The organism is Streptomyces californicus (assembly GCF_000717645.1).
In the GTDB taxonomy this organism is placed as follows: Bacteria; Actinomycetota; Actinomycetes; order Streptomycetales; family Streptomycetaceae; genus Streptomyces; species Streptomyces californicus.
In genome coordinates, this window is record NZ_JNZZ01000013.1 from 152,319 (window position 1) to 176,130 (window position 23,812).

The 23,812-nt window shown below is 73.6% G+C and carries 20 protein-coding genes; 11 read left to right on the forward strand and 9 right to left on the reverse strand.

Going from position 1 to position 23,812, the window contains the following annotated elements; all coding sequences use genetic code 11:
- Window positions 1–103 precede the first annotated feature (103 nt).
- The gene (locus IF19_RS0118395) at window positions 104–1,372 is read left to right on the forward strand and encodes an ABC transporter substrate-binding protein (RefSeq protein WP_030277609.1); all 1,269 of its coding nucleotides are present in this window, start codon (window positions 104–106) and stop codon (window positions 1,370–1,372) included.
- A 357-nt stretch (window positions 1,373–1,729) separates the two neighbouring features.
- Here IF19_RS0118395 and IF19_RS0118400 read toward each other — a convergent pair whose 3' ends face one another.
- A complete protein-coding gene (locus IF19_RS0118400) occupies window positions 1,730–3,361 on the reverse strand; it encodes a chromosomal replication initiator protein DnaA (protein ID WP_030277611.1) in 1,632 nt (543 codons plus the stop codon).
- 331 nt (window positions 3,362–3,692) lie between these two features.
- The gene (locus IF19_RS0118405; protein ID WP_030196505.1) at window positions 3,693–5,075 is read right to left on the reverse strand and encodes an NsdA family TPR-like regulatory protein; all 1,383 of its coding nucleotides are present in this window, start codon (window positions 5,073–5,075) and stop codon (window positions 3,693–3,695) included.
- A gap of 309 nt (window positions 5,076–5,384) precedes the next feature.
- Between IF19_RS0118405 and IF19_RS0118410 the strand changes: the two genes are divergently transcribed.
- From IF19_RS0118410 to IF19_RS0118420, 3 genes are all read left to right on the forward strand, one after another.
- Window positions 5,385–6,050, forward strand: coding sequence for a bifunctional DNA primase/polymerase (locus tag IF19_RS0118410; protein ID WP_202478370.1), 666 nt, complete (start codon window positions 5,385–5,387; stop codon window positions 6,048–6,050).
- Window positions 6,051–6,276: 226 nt separating this feature from the next.
- Entirely contained in the window at window positions 6,277–7,113 is an 837-nt protein-coding gene (locus IF19_RS0118415; protein WP_030113030.1) for an ABC transporter ATP-binding protein, read from the forward strand.
- The gene (locus IF19_RS0118420) at window positions 7,110–8,747 is read left to right on the forward strand and encodes a hypothetical protein (RefSeq protein WP_030113031.1); all 1,638 of its coding nucleotides are present in this window, start codon (window positions 7,110–7,112) and stop codon (window positions 8,745–8,747) included. The genes IF19_RS0118415 and IF19_RS0118420 overlap by 4 nt, the downstream gene beginning before the upstream one ends.
- A gap of 173 nt (window positions 8,748–8,920) precedes the next feature.
- On the opposite strand, the gene IF19_RS0118425 is transcribed toward IF19_RS0118420, so the two are convergent.
- A complete protein-coding gene (locus IF19_RS0118425; RefSeq protein WP_234313251.1) occupies window positions 8,921–9,886 on the reverse strand; it encodes an alpha/beta fold hydrolase in 966 nt (321 codons plus the stop codon).
- 951 nt (window positions 9,887–10,837) lie between these two features.
- Window positions 10,838–11,530: an iron-dependent transcriptional repressor DtxR gene (locus IF19_RS0118430; protein WP_030113033.1), complete on the reverse strand. Its 693-nt coding sequence runs from the start codon at window positions 11,528–11,530 to the stop codon at window positions 10,838–10,840.
- A gap of 233 nt (window positions 11,531–11,763) precedes the next feature.
- Here IF19_RS0118430 and IF19_RS0118435 point away from each other — a divergent pair, with 233 nt between their 5' ends.
- The gene (locus IF19_RS0118435; RefSeq protein WP_030113034.1) at window positions 11,764–12,519 is read left to right on the forward strand and encodes an SIS domain-containing protein; all 756 of its coding nucleotides are present in this window, start codon (window positions 11,764–11,766) and stop codon (window positions 12,517–12,519) included.
- A 51-nt stretch (window positions 12,520–12,570) separates the two neighbouring features.
- On the opposite strand, the gene IF19_RS0118440 is transcribed toward IF19_RS0118435, so the two are convergent.
- Window positions 12,571–13,998 (reverse strand): PAS domain-containing protein, encoded by a 1,428-nt coding sequence (locus IF19_RS0118440; protein WP_030196490.1) that lies wholly within the window; start codon window positions 13,996–13,998, stop codon window positions 12,571–12,573.
- A gap of 467 nt (window positions 13,999–14,465) precedes the next feature.
- The gene (pdxH, locus tag IF19_RS0118445; RefSeq protein ID WP_030113036.1) at window positions 14,466–15,152 is read right to left on the reverse strand and encodes a pyridoxamine 5'-phosphate oxidase; all 687 of its coding nucleotides are present in this window, start codon (window positions 15,150–15,152) and stop codon (window positions 14,466–14,468) included.
- Window positions 15,153–15,654: 502 nt separating this feature from the next.
- On the opposite strand from pdxH, the gene IF19_RS0118450 reads away from it, so the two are divergent.
- Together IF19_RS0118450 and IF19_RS0118455 are read left to right on the forward strand one after the other, a co-directional pair.
- The gene (locus IF19_RS0118450; RefSeq protein WP_030113037.1) at window positions 15,655–16,755 is read left to right on the forward strand and encodes a citrate synthase 2; all 1,101 of its coding nucleotides are present in this window, start codon (window positions 15,655–15,657) and stop codon (window positions 16,753–16,755) included.
- Window positions 16,756–16,982: 227 nt separating this feature from the next.
- A complete protein-coding gene (locus tag IF19_RS0118455) occupies window positions 16,983–17,528 on the forward strand; it encodes a VOC family protein (RefSeq protein ID WP_030113038.1) in 546 nt (181 codons plus the stop codon).
- Between the two features lie 99 nt (window positions 17,529–17,627).
- On the opposite strand, the gene IF19_RS0118460 is transcribed toward IF19_RS0118455, so the two are convergent.
- Window positions 17,628–18,332: an SAM-dependent methyltransferase gene (locus IF19_RS0118460; protein WP_030113039.1), complete on the reverse strand. Its 705-nt coding sequence runs from the start codon at window positions 18,330–18,332 to the stop codon at window positions 17,628–17,630.
- A gap of 112 nt (window positions 18,333–18,444) precedes the next feature.
- Between IF19_RS0118460 and IF19_RS0118465 the strand changes: the two genes are divergently transcribed.
- Both IF19_RS0118465 and IF19_RS0118470 read left to right on the forward strand, forming a co-directional pair.
- The gene (locus tag IF19_RS0118465; protein ID WP_030113040.1) at window positions 18,445–19,095 is read left to right on the forward strand and encodes a helix-turn-helix domain-containing protein; all 651 of its coding nucleotides are present in this window, start codon (window positions 18,445–18,447) and stop codon (window positions 19,093–19,095) included.
- Window positions 19,082–19,813, forward strand: coding sequence for a nucleoside/nucleotide kinase family protein (locus tag IF19_RS0118470; RefSeq protein WP_030113041.1), 732 nt, complete (start codon window positions 19,082–19,084; stop codon window positions 19,811–19,813). The genes IF19_RS0118465 and IF19_RS0118470 overlap by 14 nt, the downstream gene beginning before the upstream one ends.
- A gap of 33 nt (window positions 19,814–19,846) precedes the next feature.
- Here IF19_RS0118470 and IF19_RS0118475 read toward each other — a convergent pair whose 3' ends face one another.
- Both IF19_RS0118475 and IF19_RS1000000137705 read right to left on the reverse strand, forming a co-directional pair.
- Window positions 19,847–21,145: an acyltransferase family protein gene (locus tag IF19_RS0118475; RefSeq protein ID WP_078580662.1), complete on the reverse strand. Its 1,299-nt coding sequence runs from the start codon at window positions 21,143–21,145 to the stop codon at window positions 19,847–19,849.
- A gap of 1,557 nt (window positions 21,146–22,702) precedes the next feature.
- The gene (locus IF19_RS1000000137705) at window positions 22,703–22,843 is read right to left on the reverse strand and encodes a hypothetical protein (protein WP_169749616.1); all 141 of its coding nucleotides are present in this window, start codon (window positions 22,841–22,843) and stop codon (window positions 22,703–22,705) included.
- A gap of 193 nt (window positions 22,844–23,036) precedes the next feature.
- Here IF19_RS1000000137705 and IF19_RS0118480 point away from each other — a divergent pair, with 193 nt between their 5' ends.
- Entirely contained in the window at window positions 23,037–23,300 is a 264-nt protein-coding gene (locus IF19_RS0118480) for a hypothetical protein (protein ID WP_030113043.1), read from the forward strand.
- Window positions 23,269–23,799, forward strand: coding sequence for a DUF6879 family protein (locus tag IF19_RS0118485; protein WP_030113044.1), 531 nt, complete (start codon window positions 23,269–23,271; stop codon window positions 23,797–23,799). The genes IF19_RS0118480 and IF19_RS0118485 overlap by 32 nt, the downstream gene beginning before the upstream one ends.
- The last annotated feature ends 13 nt before the right edge of the window (window positions 23,800–23,812 follow it).

The window sequence follows — 23,812 nt, forward strand, 5'->3', positions numbered from 1 at the left end:
TTCACCGCACCCCCGCACGGGCCCCCGTAATTCACCTCGGCGTCACCGAGCGTTGACGGTCGCACACCGCGCCGTTACCCGGAGGGCGGAAGGGTCGTGGTCCATGACCGGACGGCGACGCCCCCTTCTCACCCGCCCCTTCCCGGGCGTCATCAGCGCGACGGCGGCGGGAGCGGTGCTGCTGTCCGGCTGTGGCGTGCTCCCTGGGACCACGGGGGGCTCCAGGGAGCCCGTCACGGTGATGACCTGGGCGCCCGACCGCGCGGAGAACATCAACGCGGTGAAGGAGGCCGGGGTCCCCGCGATGGCGCAGACGTACGCCCGCTGGGTCAACGACACCGGCGGCATCGACGGCCGCGAGCTGCGGGTGGTCGTCTGCGACGAGGGCGACACCGCGATCGGGGCCGAGCGGTGCGCCCGGGAGGCCGTCGAGAAGAAGGTGGCCGCCGTCGTCGGCTCGTACAGCCGCCACGGCCAGAGCTTCATGCCGGCGCTGGAGGCGGGCGGCGTCCCGTACATCGGCGGGTACGGGGCATCGCCCGAGGAGTTCAGCAGCTATCTGTCGTACCCGGTCAACGGCGGCCAGCCCGCCCTGCTGGCCGGTCACGGGCGGCAGCTCGGCCGCAGCTGCGAGCGGGTCTCGCTGGTGCGGCCCGACTCGATCGGCGGCGACGGGATGCCGCCGCTCCTGAACAACGGGCTGCTCGCCGCCGGCCTGCCCGCATCCACCGACATCGTCGCCCCGCTGGACGCCACGTCCTACGACGGGCAGGCCACCCAGGCGCTCCGGCGGTCCGGCGGCGGCTGTGTGACGGCGGTGCTCGGCGCCCGTACGGAGACGTTCTTCGACTCCTTCCGGCGGCTGGAGCCGGACGGCGGCCGGGTCAGGATCTCCTCCGTGCTGGGCAGCGTGAGCCAGCCGCTCATCAACCGCACCGGCGGCCGGAACAGCCCGTTCGAGGGCGCCTACGTCACCGGCTGGTACCCGGACGCGAAGAGCCCGCGCTGGAAGCAGATGCGCGACGTGGTCGCGGAGTACGCCTTCGGGGACAACCGCATCGACCCGGACGACACCGCCGTGCAGACGACGTGGATCGCGTACACCGCGCTGCGGGCGGCCGTCCGGGCGGTCGGCGACGAGGACGTCACGCCGGGCCGGATCACGGCCGCCCTGAACCGGGGCGTCGAGGTCGACACCGGCGGCCTCACCCCCACGCTCCGCTGGCGCTTCGGGGACCTGGTCGGCACGTCGAGCTACCCGCGCATCGTCAACACGAAGGTGACGTTCCAGGTGGTCAGGGACGGCCGGCTCACCGCGCAGAGGAAGGGCTTCGTGGACGTCCAGGAGACCCTGACGGACGCCCCACGCTGACAGCCGCGAACGGGACGGGCCCTTAGGAGCGCGTACGGCCGGGGGCCTGCCCTGGCGGAGCGCAGGCGGGCGGCCGCGCCGTGCCGGAGCACAGGCGGCGGGGGCCTGTCGGCGCATGCGCGGACCGGCGCGGACCGGACCGGGCCGGCCGGAGCGCACGCGGGCCGACCCGCCGCGCCGGAGCGCACGCAGCGGGGGCTCCGTCGGCGCACGCGCGGACCGGACCGGCCGGAGCGCACGCGGGCCGGGCCCCGCCTCGCCGACGCGTATGCGGGCCGGCCCGCCGTGCCGGAGCACACGCGGCGGGGGCCCCGTCGGCGCACGCGCGGACCGGGGCCGGCCGCCCCGGCCCGCCCCCTACAGCTCGGTGTAGGTGTGCTTCGTCAGCCCGTACTTCACCGCGATCGCGTTCCACAGCGCGGACGCCTCGCGTTTGGCCTGGGTGGCCACCCCGCTCTGCTGGTTGGCCTTGGCCGTCTCGTTCGTCGACCGGGCCTTGCCGCCCTTGCAGACCCCCTTGCTCTTCTTCGCCTGCCGCGCCCAGGCCGCGTAGTGCTCGTCGGCCGCCGCCGACGCCTTCCAGGCCCGGTTCAGCGCGGCGACCAGCTCGGCCTGGCGCGGCAGCTCGTCCACGGTCAGCCCGTCGAGCCGGGTCACCAGGTCGCGGCGCTGCTGGGCGGCGTCCCGGAGATCGGTGTTCGCCGCGTCCAGGTCCTTGCAGGACCTGATCTTCTCGACCGCGCTGATCACCGTGGCCCGGCTGTTGTTGCTGTCGGCCAGCAGCTTGTCCAGCGCCTCGGCCTGCGGCTTGGCCGGGTCGGGCGGCGCGGCCTTCGTCGTGGGGGAGGTGGCCGGGGAACTCTGCGAGGCCACCGGCTGCTTGTCGTCGTCGCTGTCGCCGCCGCTCATCAGCGCGCCCGCGCCGAGCCCGATGACGGCGGCGCCGACGATGACGGCGGCGATCAGCGTGATGTGCGCGGACCTCCGGCGCGGCGCCCCGCCGCCGTGCTCGTCCGCCTCGTCGTACTCCGCGCGGCCCTGGAAGCCCTGGAGCCCGGAGTCGTAGCCGCCGGGGGCCTGCGCCGGTCCGCCCGGGGGACGCTGCTGGTACGCGGACGGGCCGCCCGCGTCGTACTGCGGCAACTGCTGGGTGGCGCCCGCCGGTTGCTCCGAGCGGAACAGGCTGTCGAACTCCGCGGGCGGCTGCCGGTCCTCCGGCGCGCCCGGCCTGATCCCGTACGGGGCGCCGCCGGGCACCGGGGGTATGTACTGGGTCGCGTCGGCGTCCCCGCCGCCCTGCCGGTCCGCCACGGGCCCGGGGCCGCCGGGGACGGGGGCGATGTACTGCGTGGCGTCCGCGTCACCGCCGGAAGCCCCCTGGCCGCCGCTCCCCTGGCCGCCGTAGCCGCCCGGTCCGCTCGGAGCGCCCGTCCCGGCCTCCGGCGGCAGCGGCTGCGCGTGCGGCAGCGGCTGGGAAGAGGATTGGTCGTGGTGCTGGTGCTGGTGCTGCTGCTGCTGGGAGTACGGAGAGTCGTACGGCGACGGGTTCTGCGACCCGTACTGCTGCGGCTGCTGGTACCCGTCGGACTGCTGGGCCTGCTGGTACCCGTCGGACTGCTGGGCCTGCTGGTACCCGTCGTGCCGCTGCGGCTGCTGGTATCCCCCCGGCTGCTGCGGCTGCTGGTACCCCTGGGTGTACCCCGGCCGCTGGTACGCCTCCTGGTCCCCCGGCTGCCGGGCGGGCGGCAGGGGCTGCGACTGCGGGTAGCCGTAGCCCCCCTGCGGCTGCTGGTCCGGCTGCGGGCCCCACTGCTGCCCCCACGGCAGGCCGCCGGCGGGCGCCGTCTGCTCGCCCTGGCCGCCCTGCCCGGATGCCCCCGGAACCCAGGGGGCTCCGCCGTCGGCGGGCAGCACGACGCCCTCGTGCGCGGGTCGTGCGGCGGGGAGCTCGTGCTCGCCGCCCTGTCCGCCCTGTCCGCTCTGCGTCACCGGGACTCCTACGCGTGTGAACTCAACGAAACGTCAGCTCACGCTATCGGGTGGCCGCCCGCCTCCGCCAAGCGCGTGATGCCCCTCACCACCCCTTCACAGCGCGGGTAACGCCCCGCGGGCCCGCGACGCTGTTTATTATCCGGGTCCCCGCCCGCCGCCCCTCCTGGCGTGCGTCGAGCGCGCCTACGGGTCCTCCTCCCCACAGCCGTACGGGCCCTTCCCCGCACAGCCGTACGGGCCCCGATGCGCCAGGCGGTACGGGTCCGTCCCCGGGCGTCCGTCCGGACCGCCGCGGCCCCGGACCGGGCAGCGGCGGCCGGTCCCGCGCTCACGCCGCCTGGAGCTCCAGGCGCTCGCCGAACTCCCGTACGGCGGGCTCCTCGCCGAAGGGCGTGAGCCGCTGGTGGAGGTCGTCGAGGTATTCGGCGCCCCGGCTGGAACGCACCGTCGACAGCAGTTCCATCGCCCGCACCCCCGTGTGGCAGGCCCGCTCCACCTCCCGCTGCTGGACCTGCGCCGACGCCAGCAGCACCAGGGCGATGCCCCGGCGGCGGGCCCGCGTCTCCGGCAGCGCGGCGAGCGCCTCCTTGGCCCGGCGGGCGGCCTCCTGCGCCTGCCCCAGGTCCCGGTGGCAGTGGGCCAGCTCGTCCGCGAGATAGCCCGCGTCGAAGTGCCGGATCCACACCGGGTCGTCGCCGGTGTCCGGGTCGGCCTGCTCCAGCGCGGCGACCGCGCGCCCCGCCACCGCGTGGCAGGTGCGGGCGTCCCCGAGCAGCGCGTGGCCCCGGGCCTCGGCCGCGTAGAACATCGCCTGCGCGCGCGGCGTGACCTGGCCCCGGGCCCCTTCCTGGGCGGCACGGGCCAGTTGGGCGATCTCGCGGGGGTTGCCGAGCTGGGCGGCGAGGTGGCTCATCGAGGCGGCGAGCACATAGCCGCCGTACGCGCGGTCGCCGGCCGCCTGCGCGAGCCGCAGCGCCTGGATGTAGTAGCGCTGGGCGAGGCCCGGTTGGCCGGTGTCGACCGCCATGTAGCCGCCCAGCTCGGTGAGTCGGGCCACCGCGGCGAACAGCTGTCGCCCCACCTGCTCCCGGTACGCCCCCGAAAGCAGGCCGGAGACCACGCTGTTGAGGTAGTGCACGAGCACCGGCCGCACATGGCCGCTGCCGAAGCGGTGGTCGAGGTCGGTCAGGGAGGCGGTCATGGCCCGTACGGCCTCGACGTCCGCCATCCCTACCCGGGCCCCGGCGGTCCGCTCGACCTGGGCGTCCGGACCCGAGATCAGCCAGTCCCGGCTCGGCTCGACCAGCGCGGAGGCCGCGACCGCCGAACCGGTGAGCAGATCTCGGCGGCCCACGTCGCTCCGCCACAACTCGCTGACCTGCTCGACGGCCCCGGCGACGGTCGGCGCGTACTGGAGGCCGACGCCGGACGCCAGGTTCTTGCCGTTGGCCATGCCGATCTCGTCGATCGTGACCGTACGGCCGAGCTTGCGGCCCAGCGCCTCGGCGATGACCCCCGGGGCCCGGCCGCGCGGCTGCTGCCCGCGCAGCCAGCGGGCCACGGAGGTCTTGTCGTACCGCAGATCGAGTCCGCGTTCGGTCCCGACCATGTTCACCCGGCGCGCGAGGCCCGCGTTGGAGCAGGCCGCCTCCTGGATGAGCGTCTGGAGCCGTTCGTTGGGCTGGCGGGCTACGAGCGGCCTTGCAGCCATATGTCCCCCTGAAACATCGGTTATGCGCAGTGATCGGTGGAAGGGATCACTGCCCGGCACATACACAAGAAATGCGCATATTCCTTCGGCATTCGGTACGGACGTGGCGCGGCGCACCACGGCACGGCTGCGAAGCGGGCCGGGCCGCGGTCCCCGGGGTGGTTACCCGCACTTCGGCGTTCCGCCTCATGCGCGCCCCCGCCTGTGCACCGATGCGCCCCGCGTGTGGGGGCGCTGCGCCGGTCCCCGGTTCAGGGCAGGCCGTAACCCCTCGTGATCAAGGGAGTTGTGCTGATCGTGGATGAGCCCATGGGAGTCACGGAAGCCGCGCAGGTCCCCCACCAGCGGAGCGAGCCCCTGCTCGACGCCGCGGTGCGGTATGCGGAGGAACGCCACTGGGACGTGTTCCCCGGCGCCTGGCTGGAGGTGGTGGGCGGCAGGGAGCGGTGTTCGTGCGGCGACGCCGGCTGCGCCCTGCCCGGGGCCCACGCGGACCGGCCGGACTGGGCGGGCCGGTCGACCGGCAGCGGGGCGGCGGCCCGGCGGATGTGGACGCGGCAGCCGCGCTCCTCGGTGCTGCTGCCGACCGGGCGCGCGTTCGACGCGCTGGAGGTCCCGGAGGCGGCGGGCTTCCTGGCGCTGGCCCGGATGGAGCGGATGGACCTGACGCTCGGGCCGGTCACCCGCACCCCGGACCGCCGGATGCTGTTCTTCGTCCTGCCGGGAGCCGCCGCCAAGGTCACCGACCTGGTGCGCTCGCTCGGCTGGAACGCCGGTGCGATCGACCTCACCGGCCTGGGCGAGGGCCACTACGTCGCGGCCCCGCCCACCCGGGTCGGCGGCCGGGGCGCCGTGCAGTGGGCCCGCAGGCCCGACCACGCCAACCGCTGGCTGCCCGAGGTGGACGAGCTGATCAGCCCGCTGGCGTACGCGTGCGCCCGCGAGGCCGCCGACGCCCGGGTCCGAACCGCGTAGGGCCCCTGCCGGAAGCCGGGAGCCGAAGGCCGGAAGCCGGGAGCCTGGAGCTGGGAAGCGCACGTTCGGAGACCGGCAGCCGGGAAGCGTGGATACGGCGGCCGGGAGCCGGGGACGCCGCCGCCGGGCCGCGCGCCGGCCCCCTCCGCTCGGGGCCGACCGCCCCTCTCCTGGGCCTTTCGTAGGGTGGTCCCCACCACGTGGGGATATCGAAAGGCTGTGCCACATGCAGGACCGGGCGGATACGCGTACGGAGACAGACGGAACGCCGACGGCGGCGGGCGGTGCGCGGGAAGCGCGTCCCGCCGTCCGCGTCCAGGGCCTGTGGAAGCGGTTCGGGGACCAGGTCGCCGTCTCGGGCATCGATCTGGAGCTGCCCGCCGGGAAGTTCGTCGGCCTGGTGGGGCCCAACGGCGCGGGCAAGACGACGACGCTCTCGATGGTCACCGGGCTGCTCCGCCCCGACCAGGGGACGATCGAGGTCGCGGGCCACGACGTCTGGGCCGATCCGGTCGAGGTGAAGTCCCGGATCGGGGTGCTGCCGGAGGGGCTGCGCCTGTTCGAGCGGCTCTCCGGGCGTGAACTCCTCGCCTACAACGGCCGGTTGCGCGGCCTTCCGGGGGACGAGGTCGACAAGCGGGCGACCCAGTTGCTGGACGTGCTCGATCTGGCGGGCTCGCAGCACAAGCTGGTCGTGGACTACTCGACCGGCATGCGGAAGAAGATCGGGCTCGCGGCGGCGCTGCTCCACAACCCCGAAGTGCTGTTCCTGGACGAGCCGTTCGAAGGCGTCGACCCGGTGTCGGCGCAGACCATCCGGGGCGTGCTGGAGCGCTACACCCGCTCCGGGGCGACCGTGGTCTTCTCCAGCCATGTGATGGAGCTGGTCGAGTCGCTGTGCGACTGGGTCGCGGTGATGGCGGCGGGCCGCATCAAGGCGCGGGGCACGCTGGACGAGGTGCGCGGCGACGCCCCCTCGCTGCAGAGCGCCTTCCTCGAACTGGTCGGCGCGGGCGGCCGGGACGCCGGCGACTCCCTCGACTGGCTGGGAGGCGCCCGATGAGCGTGCTGGACGCCCCGGTCTCGGCGACCGCCCCCGTCGCGCCGACCACGGGCCTGACCCCCGTCTTCGTACGGCTCAAGCTGGCGCTGCTGCGCAACGGGCTGCGGCAGTCCTCCGGACGCAGGGCGGCGTTCATCGTCTCCCTCGTCCTCACCCTGCTGCTCGCGGCCGGCCAGGTCCTCGGCCTGGTGCTGCTGCGCGGCAACGAGCACGCGGGCACCGTCGTCGTGCTGCTCACCGGGGTCGTGGCGCTCGGCTGGGCGGTGCTGCCGCTGTTCTTCCCCAGCGGGGACGACACCCTCGACCCGACCCGGCTGGTGATGCTGCCGCTGCGGCCCCGACCGCTGATCCGGGCCCTGCTGGTCTCCTCGATGATCGGCATCGGCCCGCTGTTCACGCTGTGCCTGGCGGTCGGTTCGGTCCTGGCCCTGGCGCACGGGGCGGCGGGCGTGCTGTTCGCGGTGGTCGCGGTCCCGCTGACGATGCTGCTGTGCGTGGCGCTGTCCCGGGCGGTGGCCACGGCCAACGTACGGCTGCTCAACTCCCGCAAGGGCCGCGACCTGGCGGTGCTCAGCGGGCTGGTGATCGCGGTCGGCATCCAGTTCGTCAACTTCGGCGCGCAGCGGCTCGGCCAGGCCGGCGGGCTCTCCACCCTGGACCCGGTGGCGGCCGTGGTGCGCTGGCTGCCCGGGGCCTCCGCCGTGGCGTCGGTGGACGCGGCGTCGGACGGCGCGTACGCGGTCGCCGCCGCGCAGCTCCTGATCAGCGTGGCGGCCCTGGTGGCGCTGATGTGGATGTGGCAGGGGAGCCTGGTCAAGCTGATGACCGCGCCGGACGGTTCGACCCTGGCGGCGGCGGAGCCGGACCGCACCGGGTCCGGCCGGCGCGGGCTGTCGGCGCTGCTGCCGGAGGGCCGTACGGCGACGGTGATGCAGCGCAGCCTCCGGTACGTGGCGCGGGACCCGAAGACCAAGGCGGCCTGGGTGACGGCGTTGGCGGTCGGGGCGATCGTGCCGCTGCTCAACGCGGTCCAGGGCACCGGCTCGGTCTACTTCGCGTGCTTCGCCGCCGGGATGCTCGGCATGCAGATGTACAACCAGTTCGGCCAGGACACCTCGGCGTTCTGGATGGTGGCGCTGACGATCTCCTCGCCCCGGGACGCGTACGTCGAACTGCGGGCGCGGGCGTACGTCCTGCTGCTGCTCACCCTGCCGTTCACGCTGGTCGTCTGCGCGGTGACGGCGGCGGTGCTCGGTGACTGGCGGTCGCTGCCGGGGGCGCTCGGCCTCTCGTTCGCCCTGCTGGGCTCGATGCTGGCGACGGGGGCGGTGGCCTCGGCCCTGTTCCCGTACTCGATCCCGCAGGAGGGCGCGTTCAAGAACGTGGTGCCGGGGCAGGGCGGCCTGGCCTGGATCTCGATCTTCGGCGGGATGGTGGCGGCCGGGCTGCTGGCGTCCCCGGTGATCGCGGCGACGGTCTGGATGCACCTCGCCGACCACCACGACGCGCTGTGGCTCATGGTGCCGGGCGGGCTGGTGTACGGCGCGCTCGTCGCCTGGGCGGGGCTGCGGATCGCCGCCCCGCGCACGGCGAACCGGCTGCCGGAGATCCTGACGGCGGTCAGCAAGGGCTGAGCAGCGGGGGCGACCGGGGCGGCGGGACGGCCGGGGCGGCGGCCGGACCGTGGTTCGCGCCGGTCGGGCCGGTGCGGGCGGACCACGGTTCGCGCCGGTGCGGGCCGGGTTCGGATCGGTGCGGGCGGATTCGAGTCGGTGCGGCCGGGTTCGGGCCGGTGCTGTTCGTACGGTTACGGGGCGACCGGTTCGCGGTCGTCCTGACCGTCCCGGTCGTCGCGGCCGTCCTGCCCGCCCCGGTCTTCCTGCTCGGCCCGGCCCCCGTGCTCGGCCCGGTCGTCCTCGGCGAGCTGGTCCAGGAAGGGCTCCACGGCGGCCCGCCAGCCCTCGGGCTGGTCGTAGTGGACCAAGTGCCCGGCGTCCGGGACCTCCGCGTACTGGCCGCGCGGCAGGACCCGGACCATCTCCTGGGCCTCGGCCCGGCCCAGCTCCCCGTCGAGGCCGCGCAGCACCAGGGTCGGGCAGCGCACCTGCGTCAGCTCCTCCCAGTGGGCGTCGTAGACCCAGGTGGCGCGGGTGCGGAGCATCTGGTCGCGGGAGAAGACGGGCCGCCAGCCGTCCTCCCGTTCGGCCATCACCTCGGCGTAGAACTCCCCGCGCGAGGGGCTGGGCCGCTCCACCCAGGGGTCGTCCTCGCCGAACCACTTCCGTACGTCGGCGAGGGTGGCGAACGGCAGCGGCCAGGAGTCGAACCAGTCGCCCCACTCACGCTGGGAGGCGGCCCCGAGGGCGGAGGCCCGCATGTCGCAGACGACGAGGGCACGGACGAGATCGGGGCGCTTGGCGGCGAGCTGCCAGCCGGTGAGCGCTCCCATGGCGTGCCCGATGACGGTGACCGGGCCGAGTCCGAGCTGTTCGATCGCGGCCTCGGCGTCGGAGACGTAGGCGTCGCGGCTGTACGGTCCGTCGGCGGGCTTGTCGCTGCGGCCGTGGCCGCGCTGGTCGAGGCCGACCGCGCGATGCCGTTCGGAGAGCCAGCGGGCGGTGGGGGCCCAGTGCGAGGCCCGGCCCATCAGCCCGTGCAGCAGTAAGACGCCGGGCGCCCGGTCCGCTTCGGACCGCCCCTTGGGCGGATCGGCGAACTCCCACGCCGCGAGGCGTGCACCGTCGGCACCGGTCACATCGATGCGCCGCACCATCGTCCTGGCACCTCCTTCTGGTCCTCGGTCACCGTGTCGTCGCACCGCCAGGCTATCGAACTTATATTCGAAAACGCGCTCTCGCCGCTCGACACCCCACGTTCGAGTGACACCGGTCAAGGATTGGTGCCGATCGCGGTGGGGAGATCTTCAGCGGGAGGCGGGCCGCTCGGGGACAGGGGCCTGCGGGATCTGACCTTGAGAGCTCGGGGCTCCAGGTCAGCACAGGGGAGGAACGGCCCCGGCGTCTTCGAACGCCGGGGCCGCCACCTGTTCCGGGACGGCACCCGGCCCGACGCCTTCCGGCCGCTCCGGCGAAGAAAGCGAGTCCGACCGCTCCGACCGCTCCGACCGCTCCGACCGCTCCGACCGCTCCGACAACGATGGCAGGCGATGGCGCGGAGTCCCCCGGACGCGGCGGAATGACGGCTTCCGCGCGGGATGCGGTGGTGGCGGCGGTCTCCGTACGCGGCGGGACCGCGCCCTCCCCGCACGGCGGGCCGACGGCAGCCCGCGCACCGACCGGGATCGGGGCATCCGGCAGCCCGCCGGGCCCCGTGCGGTCCGCGTGGCGGTACGACGGGCGCATCTCCCGCTCCCTCCCCCGACCGTGCCGGCCGGAGCCGCCCGGCACCCCCAGGTTCTCTGTCCGGCCTCAGCCTGGCACGGGAGCCGCCCGCCCCGCTGCCCATTCGGGCGGGAAATCGGCGCCCGCACATCACGGTTGTGTTGCCGCCGGGCCGGAAACCCGATCGCCGCCGGGCGACGCACGCGGGACCGCTCGGTGGCGGGTACGTGCGTCGCCCGGCGGCGACGGGAGGTCGGAACGGGCCGACCGGCGACGACGGAACGCGGAGCCGCGACGCCGGGCTGCGGCGTCGGGCGACAGCGTCGGGCGGCGGCGGGCGACGAAGCGCGGGACGGCGACGCCTCGCGACGATCCGCCGGGGCTCAGCGCTTGGCGACGAAGACGTGCGAGGCGACGTCGGTGTCCAGCTCGGCGGCCTCGCCGCTGGAGCCGACCAGCACCCCGCCGGCCGACTCGGTCACGCTGACGACGGCCCCGGGCTGCACCCCGGCCCTGCGCAGCGTGTACATCAGCTGGGCGTCGGTCTGGATCGGCTCCCCGATCCGCCGAACCACCACGGTCTTGCCCTCGGCGCCCGGGTCCAGCTCGGCCAGGCTCACCATGGAGGCGTCCAGGAACGGGTCGGCCTCGGCCTTCTCGCCCAGCTCCTCCAGGCCCGGGATCGGGTTCCCGTACGGCGACTCCGTCGGGTGGCGCAGCAGCTCCAGCACCCGCCGCTCCACCGCCTCGCTCATCACGTGCTCCCAGCGACACGCCTCGGCGTGGACCTGCTCCCACTCCAGGCCGATCACGTCCACGAGCAGACACTCGGCGAGCCGGTGCTTGCGCATGACGCGGGTGGCGAGCCGGCGGCCCTCCTCGGTCAGCTCCAGGTGGCGGTCCCCCGCGACCTGGACCAGGCCGTCGCGCTCCATACGGGCCACCGTCTGGCTGACGGTCGGACCGCTCTGATCCAGCCGTTCAGCGATACGGGCGCGCATGGGGACCACGCCTTCCTCTTCCAGTTCGAGGATGGTGCGGAGATACATCTCCGTGGTGTCGATCAGTCCGGACATTCGTGCCCCTCGATGCTGTGACTAGAAAACGTCGTGCGATGGCCCTGCACCAATTCTGACGCATGGCACCGACAACCGTGCCGCCCCCGTGGAAGACCGGTGGAAACGGGTGCGGGCCCGGCCCCCGGGCGGTATTGACAGTCCACTGGTCCAGACCGCAACGTGATCGGCGGCACCGGCATTCCCGACCCCGCCGCACGCCCACCGCATCCACCGTCGAGAGGGCCTCCCCGATGAGCGACAGCAAGCTGGCCGGTCAGTTCTTCGATGCGGCGATCGGCCTGCTGACGCGGGTGCGGGACGAGGAGGCGGAGAACATCGCCGCGGCGGGCGCGGCCATCGCGGACACCGTCGAGGCGGGCGGCCGGCTCTTCACCTGCGGCGCGGGCCACTCCTCGCTGCCCGCCCAGGACGTCGTCTACCGCGCGGGCGGCCTCGCCCTGATGAACCTGCTCCCCGTCCCCGGCGCGGTCGGCGTGGACGTCATGCCCGCCACGCTCGGCTCCGCGCTGGAGCGGGTGGACGGCCTCGCCTCGGCCGTCCTGGACTCCAGCCCCGCCACCGCCGGTGACCTCCTGGTGATCATCTCGCTCTCCGGCCGCAACGCCCTGCCGGTGGAGATGGCGCAGAACGCCCGCGCGCTCGGGCTGAAGGTCATCGGCCTGACCTCGGTGGCGTACGCGGAGAACACCCGGTCCCGGCACGCCTCGGGCGGCTTCCTGCGGGACCACTGCGACATCGTCCTCGACAGCAAGATCGCGATCGGCGACGCGGAGCTGACCGCCCCCGGCGTCGACGCCCCCTTCGCCCCCGCCTCGACCGTGGTGACCAGCGCGATCATGCAGGCGATGCTCGCGGCCGCCGTGGAGGAGCTCGTGGCCCGGGGCATCGAGCCGCCCATGCTGCGCTCGGGCAACGTCGACGGCGGCCACGAGTGGAACGGCCGGATCATGACGGAGTACCGGGACCGGATCTTCTACCGCCACTGATCCGTCCCCCACCACCGCTCCAGCCTTCCGGCCCGGCCCGCGAACCCCTCCCTACCGCTCCCCCGCCGTCGCGCGGGCCAGGTCCACCGCTCCCGCGACGCGGGCCGCGACCGTCTCCGCGTACGCCGTGTCGGTACGTTCGAACGCGGCCCGGTTCGCGGCGCGCAGGAACGTCAGCACGCCCAGCGTCCGCCCCCGGCTCCGGAGCACCGCGCACAGCGCGTGCGCCGCGTCCCGGGGCCAGCGGCGCTCCACGGCCCAGGCGGCCGGGTCGGCAGCACCGGCGGCACCGCTCGTCCGGACCGTCCCGGTGCGCTCGACCGCCTGGAGGGCCGGGTGGCCGGGGGCGTAGCGGGCCGGGATCGCGCCGCCGGAGACCGGGAGGCAGGGGCCCGGGGCGTCGGACGGCGTGGCGGCCGTACGGACCAGGCGCTCGCCCGCCACCAGGTCGACCAGGACGTGGTCCGCGAACCCGGCGAGCGCGAAGTCCAGCAGGGAGGTCGCCGCCTCCATCGGGTCCTCGCACTCGGAGGCCGTACGGGCGGCCCGGTGAAGCTGGCTCGTCCGGAACCGCAGCCGGTCCGCCTCCTGCTCCGCGAGCTTGGCCGCGGTGACGTCCCGGAACAGCCACCCCACCCCGAGCGGAACCGGTTCCTCGGTCAGCGGCGACGCCAGCCGCAGGAACCCGCTGCGCCAGCACCGGCGGCGCTCGCCCTCCGCCGTCCGCAGGGTCACCCACAGCTCGGCCGGGGCCGCCGGGGCGCCCTCGGCGAGCACATGCTGCAGGGCCGCCTCCAGCTCCTCGACGCCCTGCACCACCACCTCCCCGAGCGGCCGCCCGAGCAGCCGGGACCGGCTTCCGCCGAGCGCGCGGGAGGCGTACGTGTTGACGACCGTGGGCCGCAGGTCGACGTCGACGAGGACCACGCCCCACGACGCGTCCTCCATCAGCGCCTCGCTCAGCGCGATGGCCCGCTCCAGGTCGATCTGGGCGTGCACCTCGCTGAACGCGCAGTAGACCCCGGCCGGCTTCCCGTCCGCGCCGCGCACCCCGGCGGACTGGGTGCGCACCAGCACCCGCCCGCCGTCCTTGCGCAGCAGCGCGAACTCGTGCACCTGCCGGCCCGGCGCGTCCATGGCCGACATCAGCCGGGCCCGCACCTCCTCCGCGTCGGCCCGGCGCACCGCCCAGCCCGCGAAGCCGCTGCGGCCCACGGCCTCCTCGGCGGACCAGCCGAGGACGCGTTCGGCCTCGCGGTTCCAGTGGGTGACGGTGCCGTCCGCGTCGAACGCGCAGAGCGCGGCGTCCATCCCGTCGAGCAGGGCCGCCAGCAGTTCGGACCCGGCGGCGGACGGCTCGCCGAGCCCGTCCTCACCGGCCCGGGGCCCGGGGACCGCCGAGCGTCCCGGCGACCCGCCGCCGGAGTCCTCGTCCGGACCGATCTCGTCGGTGGTCCCGCTGCTCCTGGAAGCACCCACTCCGCACCCCCCGCAGAATGTGCCGCCCGTCTCGCGACACGCCCCGGCCGTTCCCGCACGCGTCATCGCGTGTATCGCCGCACGTCAGACCATTCAACTCGAACGTGACCCAGCACACATCACCTTCGGCGAAATCACCGCCCCCGAGAGGCCGATTAATTCGGTTGAACGCGGATCGGGGGCGCTCCTAGGCTGTGGAGCACACAGGAAAGGAGGTGTTCCGGAAGTGATTTCTCTTCGGACTCGTGAGGTGGCTGCGGGCTGACGCCCGTCGTCGCACTCTTTCTGCAGTGCAGGCCGGACGCCGGCCAATTCCCAGCAGTCACCGACCCGCAGGCTCGCCGGTAAGTCCGGCCGGCTCCTCTGTGCACGGAGGATCCAGAGCCTGCGGGTTTCTGCGTTGTACGGGACCCGGGGGCCGGGGGCGACCCCCCGTACCCACGACAGGCCCGTACCTACGACAGGGACTACGGGCAGAGCCGTTCCACCCGCCACAGCCGACCAGCCGGCCGGTCCCGTCCGCCGCGTCCGCCCGGCCCGTCGCCTCCCTCGCCTCCGTCGTCCTCGCGGACGTACCGCAGCCGGTCGTGCAGGCGGTTCTCGTGGCCCTGCCAGAACTCGATCGCCTCGGGCACGACCCGGAAGCCGCCCCAGTGCGGCGGGACCGGGACCTTCTCGCCCTCGGGGTAGCGCGCGGCCAGTTCCTCGTACCGGGTGAGCAGCTCCTCGCGGGAGCCGACCACGGTGGACTGGGCGCTGGCCCACGCGCCGAGCTGGGAGCCGTGCGGCCGGGTGCGGAAGTAGGCGACGGTCTCCTCGCGCGAGGTGCGGGCGGCGATGCCGGTGACGATGACCTGGCGGGCCATCGCGTGCCAGGGGAAGAGCAGCGAGACGTGCGCGTTCGCCGTCAGCTCGCGGCCCTTGCGGGATTCGTAGTTGGTGAAGAAGACGAAACCCCGGTCGTCGTACTGCTTGAGAAGCACGGTCCGCGAGGACGGGCGGCCGTCCGGGGTGGCGGTGGAGACGACCATCGCGTTGGGCTCATGCAGCACCCCGCCGACGGCGACCTGCCGGAACCAGCGGGCGAACTGCTCCATGGGGTCGGCGGCGAGATCGCGCTCGGTGAAGTCCTCCGAGCGGTACTGCTCGCGCATGGCCGCCGGATCGGTGGTGGAATCGGTACGGGAGGCCCGCGCGGCGACGCGGGAGGCCGAGGCCCCGGAGGCCGTGGTGGTCCCGGAAGCCGTGGCGTTCCCGGCGGTCCCGGGAGCCGTGGCCTTGCGGGCCTTCCCGGCGGAAGGAGCCTGATGGACGGCATCGACGTCGGAGCCGTGGTCCGGTGCGGGCACAGCGTGATCCGGAGTCGGCACGGAGTGATCTGGTGTGGGCACGGGCCCATCCTGCACCAGCGGCCGAGTCTGCCCGGCGGCCAGGGCCCGTAACCGTACGCCGTCGAAATGAGGCCCTGTGCCGGATGTCACGCTTCCCCGCTCCGTGGGAACCCGCCAATATCGTGGGGCAGACCCCTGTCGCCTCCGCACAACGGCCGACCGGCCCTCCGCCGCGTATCCCGGCGGTCCCGGTGCGTACGCCGCGTCCGCCGCCGGCCCGGGTCTGCCGCCCGCCCGCCGCCCGCCGAACTGAGGGAGCCGCCTGATGTCCGACTTCGTACCCGGTCTTGAGGGAGTCGTCGCGTTCGAAACGGAGATCGCCGAACCGGACAAGGAAGGCGGTTCGCTCCGCTATCGCGGGGTGGACATCGAGGACCTGGTCGGCCACGTCTCCTTCGGCAACGTGTGGGGCCTGCTGGTGGACGGGGCGTTCGACCCGGGCCTGCCGCCCGCCGAGCCGTTCCCGATCCCCGTGCACTCGGGTGACATCCGGGTGGACGTGCAGTCCGCGCTGGCGATGCTCGCGCCCGTCTGGGGCCTGAAACCGCTGCTGGACATCGACGAGGCGACCGCCCGCGACGACCTGGCGCGCGCGGCCGTGATGGCGCTGTCGTACGTCGCCCAGTCGGCGCGCGGCCAGGGGCTGCCGATGGTGCCGCAGAGCGAGATCGACAAGGCGCACTCGGTGGTCGAGCGCTTCATGATCCGCTGGCGGGGTGAGCCGGACCCGAAGCACGTGAAGGCGGTCGACGCGTACTGGACGTCGGCGGCGGAGCACGGCATGAACGCCTCCACGTTCACGGCCCGGGTCATCGCCTCGACGGGCGCGGACGTCGCGGCCGCGCTGTCCGGCGCGGTGGGCGCGATGTCGGGCCCGCTGCACGGCGGGGCCCCGTCCCGGGTCCTCGGCATGATCGAGGAGATCGAGCGTACGGGCGACGCGACGGCGTACGTGAAGCAGGCGCTGGACCGGGGCGAGCGCCTGATGGGCTTCGGCCACCGCGTCTACCGCGCCGAGGACCCGCGCGCCCGCGTCCTGCGCCGCACCGCCCGCGAGCTGGCGGCCCCGCGCTTCGAGGTGGCGGAGGCGCTGGAGAAGGCGGCCCTGGAGGAGCTGCACAACCGCCGCCCGGACCGGGTCCTGGCGACGAACGTGGAGTTCTGGGCGGCGATCGTCCTGGACTTCGCGGAGGTCCCGGCGCACATGTTCACGTCGATGTTCACGTGTGCGCGTACGGCGGGCTGGTCGGCGCACATCCTGGAGCAGAAGCGCACGGGCCGCCTGGTGCGCCCGTCGGCGACGTACATCGGCCCGGGCTCGCGGGACCCGCGCGAGATCAGCGGGTACGAGGACATGGTGGGCTGAGGCCGCCACCGCCTTCCGGCTGGGCCGGTCGGGCCGGGGCGGGGCTCCGGCCCGACCGGTCGGGACTGGTCGGGCGGCCCGACGGTTCGGGCTTTCGGCTCGGCCGGTCGGGGCCGGTCGGGCCTCCGGCTCGGTCGGCCCGGGAGCGTGTGCGTCGGTGAACGTGCCGGTACGGGGTAGACGTACCGGCACGTTTCCGACGCAGTCCCGGCACGAGGAGGCAGACCATGAGCACGCCCCGTCCGTCCCTGACCCTGTCCAGCACGGTTCTCGACGCCCCGGACGCGGCCGAACTGGCGGACTTCTACCGCCGCCTCCTCGGCTGGGAGACCGTGCAGGAGGAGCCCGGCTGGGTGAAGCTGCTCCCGCCAGGCGGCGGTTCCGGCCTGGGCTTCCAGACCGCGAAGCCGTACGTGCCCCCGGTGTGGCCCGCCGCCCTCGGCGACCAGTTGATGATGCTGCACCTGGACTTCGAGGTGACCGACCTGGAGGCGGGCGTGGCCCACGCGGTGGCGGAGGGCGCGACACCGGCGGAGTTCCAGCCGCAGCACGACGTACGGGTGCTGTTCGATCCGGCGGGCCACCCGTTCTGCCTGTTCGTCAACGACCAGGTGCCCGGCGAGCCCCCGGCGATCAGCCCGGAGTGGGTGGCGGAGCAGACCCGGGAGATCGCGGAGCAGGACCGGGTGACGATCCAGGACGCGGTGGCCCCGGACCCGGCGGACCGCCCGGGAGGCCCGGCCCGGCAGGCGGAGCCGGACACGCTGACGTGAGGCGGGCCCGGCGGGCGATGCGGCTTGCGCGGGGCGGCCCGGCTTGCGCGGGGCTGTACGGCCTACGCGGGCGGTACGGCTTGCGCGGGGCGGCGTGACTCAGGCGGAGCGGCGGCGAACGGCGATGACGTTGTCGGTGACGGTCGCCGTCTCGCCGCCGGGCCCGGTGGCGGTGCGCTCGGGCGCGTCGCACCGCTCCGTGCGCCATCCGTCGTCGAGCCGCAGCGACGTGCGCACCTCATCGGGGGTGGGGAACCGTACGTCCTCGTGACCGTCCCGCCAGGACCAGGGTGCGAGCGAGGCGTGCTCGACCAGGACGAGGAGACCGCCGGGGGCGACGGCCGCTGCGGCGCGGCGGAGGACCTGGTCGCGCGGGATCTCCACAGGGGTGTGGAAATAGCTGGCGGTGACCAGGTCGAAGGTGCCGCCGGGGAAGGACCGGGCGAGATCGTGCCGGTCGGGGTGGACGCGGTCGGCCAGCCCGGAGGCGGCGGCCCCGGCGGCGACGCGCTCCAGGGCGGTCGCGGAGACGTCGACGGCGGTGACGTCCCAGCCGAGCGAGGCGAGCCACAGCGCGTCGCCGCCGTGCCCGCACCCGAGGTCGAGCGCCCGGCCGCCGACGCCCGGCGCGGGGGCCAGCGCGGTGACGACCTCGGCGAGGACGGCGTTGGGGCGGGTACCCCACTGCGAATCGACGCCGGCGTAGTGGCTCTCCCAGAACGCGGCGGAGTCGGTGGGGCCAGTGGGACCGGTGGGACCGGTGGCGTCATTCGTGCTGGTGTTGCCGGTGGAGTCGCTGTTCACGGCTGTTCCCTCTCGTTTCCGTCTCTCTGCTTTCATTCCGCTTCTGTGAGGAAGGTGCGCCGCGGCCTGCCGCCCTTGCAAGCCCCCATGCCGTTTCGGCAACCTGGGGCGTATGGGAGACGACGCGAACGCAGCGGACCACCCGGCTCCGGCCTCGGCGCCTCGGGACCGGGACGGCGTCCTGGCCGCGGTCGGCCCGCGCCTGCGCGAAGTACGGCGGCGGAACGGAATGACGCTGGCCGAGCTGGCGGAGCGGACCGGGATCAACGAGAGCACCCTGTCCCGCCTGGAGGGCGGCACGCGCAAGCCGACGCTGGAGCTGCTGCTGCCACTGGCCGAGGTCTACGCGGTCCCCCTGGACGAACTGGTGGGCGCACCGCGTACCGGGGACCCGCGCATCCACCTCCGCCCGGTGACGCGGGACGGTCTCACGTACGTACCGCTGAGCCGCCCGGGAGGGGTGCAGGCCCACAAGCTGCTGATCCGTCCGAGCCCGGCAGGCGCGGAACCGACCCTGCGGACCCACGAGGGCTTCGAGTGGCTGTACGTCCTGGCCGGCCGGCTCCGCCTGATCCTGGGCGAGCGGACCCTGGTCCTCAAGTCCGGGGAGGCGGCCGAGTTCGACACGCACGTCCCGCACTGGCTCGGCCCCGACGACGACCGCACGGTCGAACTCCTCGTCCTCTTCGGCCACCAGGGCGAACGGGCCCATCTGCGCGCCCGCCAGGGGCCTTTGCGAGGATCAGCGGATGACATCCCGTGAGGCAGCTCCCGTCCACCACTCGCCCTCGACCTGGCAACAGCCGTTTCCCGCACCGGCGTCGGCGGAGCGCAGCGCGCTGATCGGGGCGCTGGCGGACCGCGTCCTGGCACGCGGCACGGCCCGCCTCCTGGTCGGCATCGACGGCTTCACGGCGGCGGGAAAGACGAGCTTCGGACACGAACTGGCCGCCTGCATAGCCGAGTCGGGCCGCCCGGTGTTCCGGGCCACGCTGGACGACTTCAAGAACCCGTGGAAGGACCGCCACCTGTACGACCGCGAGTCGGGCGAGGGCTACTACCGCAACGCGTACGACTACGAGGCGGCCAAGCGCCTGCTCCTGGACCCGTTCCGCTCACCGGAGGCGGCATCGTGCGCTCTGTGCTCGATCGACCCCCTGACCCAGGAGACCCACGCGGCGGAGACGACTCCGCTGACACGGGACGCGGTCCTGATCGTGGACGGCGTGTTCGCGTTCCGCCCGGAGATCGACGCGTACTGGGACTTCCGGGTCTGGCTGGACGTGGACGCCGAACTCTCCGTACGCCGGGGAGCGGTACGCGACCGCAACTGGGCGGGCTCGGACGCGGAGTCGATCCACCGCGACCGCTATCTGGTGGCGGAGCGGCTGTACTTGGCGGAGGTCGATCCGCTGCCGGGGATGGACGCGATCGTGGACAACACGGACTTCGCACGACCGCGGCTGGTGGAGCACGGCTGACCGCTCCCGCACTCCGGCTCCCCCGCCGCCGGTTCAGGGCCGGCCGCTTCCGGACGCTCCCGTTCCCACCAGGTCGGCCCGGCTCCGCTCCACGGGGGCCCCGGGCCCCCTCCCCGTAACGCTCAACTCACGACTCTCGCGGCGCGGTTCGCCGGCGTGCAGAGCGGCGGTGAGGCGGCGACGGAACACGCGTCCGAGCTTGCGGCCCACGAAGCGCTCCAAGGCGGCGGCGAGCAGCATGCAGAAGGTCAGGCCGACGGCGATCGAGGCGAGCAGGCCGATCCCGGGGACGTTTTCGAGGATGCCCCGGGTGACGGGGACGCCCAGGCTCTGGTGGACCAGGTAGAAGGGGTAGGTCAGGGCGCCCGCGTAGACGAGGGGGCGCCACCGCAGCCGGCGGAGGGGCCCGGGGCCGGCCAGGAGGAGCAGCCCGAGGCAGCCCGTGAGCACCGCCGCGCTGACGGCCCAGCTGGTGCCGGGGTGGGCGACGACGCGGTCGTTCAGGACGGTGAGGGCGTAGCACCAGGCGAACCCGAGCAGCAGCCACAGCACGAGGTTCGGCCCGTAGCGGTACATCAGGTACACGGCGATGCCGGCCACGAAGAGCCCGGCGTACTCACCGAGGAGGACGGCGTCGAGGACGGCCGAGTCCAGTTCGCGGCCCAGGGCGGCCAGCGTGAGCCAGAGGAACCCGAAGGCGATGACGCGGCGGTAGGTCAGCCCGATCAGCAGCAGGCCGCCCATGAGCAGGTAGAAGCGGGCTTCCACCCAGAGGGTCCAGGCCACCCCGGCGGTGAAGGGGACGCCGAGAGCGCTCGGGATCATCGTCAGGTTGCCGAGAGTCGTCCGCAGGTCCGTGGGGGCGCCCCAGCGCTGCCCCGCGAGCGTGGCGGCGACACCGGCGGCGACGATGATCAGGACCACGGCCCAGTAGACCGGGAAGAGCCGGCTGATGCGGGAGACCGCGAACTGCGCCGGGGAGCGATCCCAGCAGGACATGCAGATGACGAAGCCGCTGATCAGGAAGAACGCCTCGACCCCGAGCCAGCCGTAACCGCTGACCGGATGGAGCGTGGGCGCGACGACGGGCAGGGCGTGGTCGGAGCCGGTGCCCCAGAAGTCACGCGTCGGCGTGCCCACGAAGTGGTAGGCCGCGACGGCGATCGCGGCCAGCAGCCGCAGACCGTCGATGGCGGCGAGACGCCCCTCCCCGTCCCCGCCCGAGCCGCGCGCCCGCGACCATCGGGACCACGGCAACCACCGGGACCAGGGCCGCCCGGTCTTCCGAGCTGTACGGGGCGGGCGGGGGCCGGTGGCGGCGAGCGCGGGCATGCGTGATGGCTCCTGTGACGGACACGGGGACGGCCGACGACCGGGGAGGGAAGAGCCCTGCGCGAGCGAGCGCCGGGCGGTGGCCGCGCGATGACCGCGAGTCCCCCGGCTGCCGGGTGGCCGAAGTTGACGCGTCGAAGTCTCGCCGCGCACCACCCACGGGGTCGTCCCCCCAGCAGCCGAACCACGCCCTGCCCGAAAGTGCCACACCCCGCCGACCGACACCCCTCGGAAGTGCTACCGCCGGGCATCCTTCTTCCGACCGATCGCGGCGGCTGGGGGCGGGGGCCGGGAGGGGCTGCCGGCAACAGTCCGGGGCACGACCGAAGTACGGGACAGGGCGCTGGGTGAACTGGCAGGCTGGGAAGCAGATCCCGGGGGTGCTGACCTCGGCCTACCTGGCAGCCCATTCGAAACTTGAGGCCACATATGCCCGACTCTCAAGAAGTTCCCCAAAACGACCCCTCGGCCGGATAGACCCGCAGGCCACGAAGGGTGCTCCCCACGCGTGCGGGGGTGGTCCCGGCTACCAGGCCTGGCCGAAGTACACGAAGTAGCGCTCCCCGCGCGTGCGGGGGTGACCCCCAGCCAGGGAACGCGTACCTCAGCGCGAGCGGGTGCTCCCCGCGCGTGCGGGGGTGGTCCTCCTCGGCTGCCTCCTCCGCGCCGTGTTCCTCCGTGCTCCCCGCGCGTGCGGGGGGGGTGGTCCCCCGGCTGGGTCGACGTGAACGTTCCCGGGTGGGTGCTCCCCGCGCGTGCGGGGGTGGTCCCCCATCGGCGGCCGCCCTGCGGAATGGGTCAAGGTGCTCCCCGCGCATGCGGGGGTGCCCCCCGGGCCACCCTGGCCGGGCTACGCCGCCCAGTGCTCGCCGCGCGCGGGGACGGCCCCTTCTCCGGCGGGATGAGCCGGGGGCGCAGGGTGCGCCCTGCGGGCCGGAATCACCTGGGCCGTGGCACCCCCGCCTCAGCCCAACCGGAGTGTCGGGCTGAGGCGCGTGCTGCGGTCAGTGGCCGCATATGTTGCAGGGGTAGGCGGTCTGGCTGATGCAGTTGCCGTGATCGTCGTAGATGTAGATCACGGACCTCTGTCCAGGACAGCCGGGGGTGCTAGTGCACCCGATGGCCTGGTCTTCTTGGTGCCCCATGGTGATACCTCGCCTTCTGCTCGGAGGTGGGTTCCCACGTCCTCCGGCAACCAGCGCAGAACCAGAACCACCGAAGCGGGCGGCTCGGTGCAGTGCGGCTGGTGTCTCGCCAGAGCGCCCGGCCGTCCGGGCAGTGGGGGCAGAGCGGCGGCTGGTCCACGGCGTCCTCCTGGAGCAGTTTCGAGTCAGCGTGTCGCAGCCGCCAGGAACGTGCTGTGCTCATCCGCCTTGCCCACCGGGACGATTGACGGGCGGAAGTTCAGAGGGATGGCGGCGGCTCTCTCGCCAGTCGCGCCCAAGGCTGGCAGCGGTCGAGCATGAAACCCCGGCACGGCACGTCGGGCACCTCACCGTGTGCACGATCAAGGTCCGGTAGGCGATGTCACCGGCCGATGATGCGGCCCTCACCGGCTCACGCCCTTGCATTGAAGGCACTCGCAAGCCGGCAACCGGGGCGAATCTTCGCGCTGTTCGAGGGGTCGACCTCGGTTTCCTCCCGCACCATGCGGATGGTGCCGTCGCGCCTTACCTCATACACCTTGATCGTCATCACGGACAGACCCCCGTCGCAGTTGGCGAGATGCGTCAGACCGTAGGGACCGGCTCTGCACCCATGCCACTCATGTGCAAATCTGTGCGCACAGCCACTCTTCCGAGGAGAACTGCTACAACGCCCTCTTGACCAGCTCTACTTCGTGCCTGATCGTGATGCACACAACTGCACACCCCTTAGCCGGAGGAAGCCCATGTCGTTACAGTTCATCGGGATCGACCCGCAGACGGGCGATGACGAGAGCCCGACCGTGTGGATCGACCGGGAGAACGGGGAGCTCGTCTTCCAGGGATGGAAGCCCGGCCCCGAACTCGAAGCCGAATGTGCCGCCCTCGAACTGCCTGGGCACGCCGTAGGAATCCCCGAGACCGAAGCCGTGGTCCGCATCCCGGCCAGGATGGTGGACACGATCAGGGAGGCATGCGATGCCCTCGAACGCGCCGACGGCATTCGCTGACCTGCTGGCCAAGTGCGAACGATCGGCCCTCCATTTGGAGATGAGGGATGTCTACGCCGTCGACAAGGAGAAGGGCCCGTTCGCTGAGTGGCAGGCAGGCTTCCGCCCCGACCCGACAGACCGCGCGACCTGGTGGCGGCCCTGGCTCGACCTGGTCGCCGAGACCGTAGGCCGCGGCGTCGTCATACGCCGGGCCCGCATCGTGTCCGAACCCGTCAGCGAGTACATCCGCTACGAGCACTCCGGCACCTTCACCAACATCGCCGCCGGTGAACAGGTACGGTGGCTGCCCCGCCGTCAGGCATCCGACATCTCTCTGCCCGGTAACGACTTCTGGCTGTTCGACGACCGTCTCGTCCGGTGGAACCACTTCGGCGGCGACGGCTCCTCGCAAGGGCCGGAGCACACTACCGACTCGACGGCCGTGAAGCTGTGCGGGAAAGCATTCGAAGCCGTGTGGGATCGCGGCATACCGCACGACCAGTACGACATTCGCTGACAACCGCCCCCGG

Coding starts and splice junctions, on each gene's coding strand:
- IF19_RS0118395 (WP_030277609.1), top strand. CDS start 104: ATGACCGGACGGCGACGCCCCCTTCTCACCCGCCCCTTCCCGGGCGTC.
- IF19_RS0118405 (WP_030196505.1), bottom strand. CDS start 5,075: ATGGCTGCAAGGCCGCTCGTAGCCCGCCAGCCCAACGAACGGCTCCAG.
- IF19_RS0118410 (WP_202478370.1), top strand. CDS start 5,385: ATGGGAGTCACGGAAGCCGCGCAGGTCCCCCACCAGCGGAGCGAGCCC.
- IF19_RS0118415 (WP_030113030.1), top strand. CDS start 6,277: ATGCAGGACCGGGCGGATACGCGTACGGAGACAGACGGAACGCCGACG.
- IF19_RS0118420 (WP_030113031.1), top strand. CDS start 7,110: ATGAGCGTGCTGGACGCCCCGGTCTCGGCGACCGCCCCCGTCGCGCCG.
- IF19_RS0118425 (WP_234313251.1), bottom strand. CDS start 9,886: ATGGTGCGGCGCATCGATGTGACCGGTGCCGACGGTGCACGCCTCGCG.
- IF19_RS0118430 (WP_030113033.1), bottom strand. CDS start 11,530: ATGTCCGGACTGATCGACACCACGGAGATGTATCTCCGCACCATCCTC.
- IF19_RS0118435 (WP_030113034.1), top strand. CDS start 11,764: ATGAGCGACAGCAAGCTGGCCGGTCAGTTCTTCGATGCGGCGATCGGC.
- pdxH (WP_030113036.1), bottom strand. CDS start 15,152: ATGCGCGAGCAGTACCGCTCGGAGGACTTCACCGAGCGCGATCTCGCC.
- IF19_RS0118450 (WP_030113037.1), top strand. CDS start 15,655: ATGTCCGACTTCGTACCCGGTCTTGAGGGAGTCGTCGCGTTCGAAACG.
- IF19_RS0118455 (WP_030113038.1), top strand. CDS start 16,983: ATGAGCACGCCCCGTCCGTCCCTGACCCTGTCCAGCACGGTTCTCGAC.
- IF19_RS0118465 (WP_030113040.1), top strand. CDS start 18,445: ATGGGAGACGACGCGAACGCAGCGGACCACCCGGCTCCGGCCTCGGCG.
- IF19_RS0118470 (WP_030113041.1), top strand. CDS start 19,082: ATGACATCCCGTGAGGCAGCTCCCGTCCACCACTCGCCCTCGACCTGG.
- IF19_RS0118475 (WP_078580662.1), bottom strand. CDS start 21,145: ATGCCCGCGCTCGCCGCCACCGGCCCCCGCCCGCCCCGTACAGCTCGG.
- IF19_RS0118480 (WP_030113043.1), top strand. CDS start 23,037: ATGTCGTTACAGTTCATCGGGATCGACCCGCAGACGGGCGATGACGAG.
- IF19_RS0118485 (WP_030113044.1), top strand. CDS start 23,269: ATGCCCTCGAACGCGCCGACGGCATTCGCTGACCTGCTGGCCAAGTGC.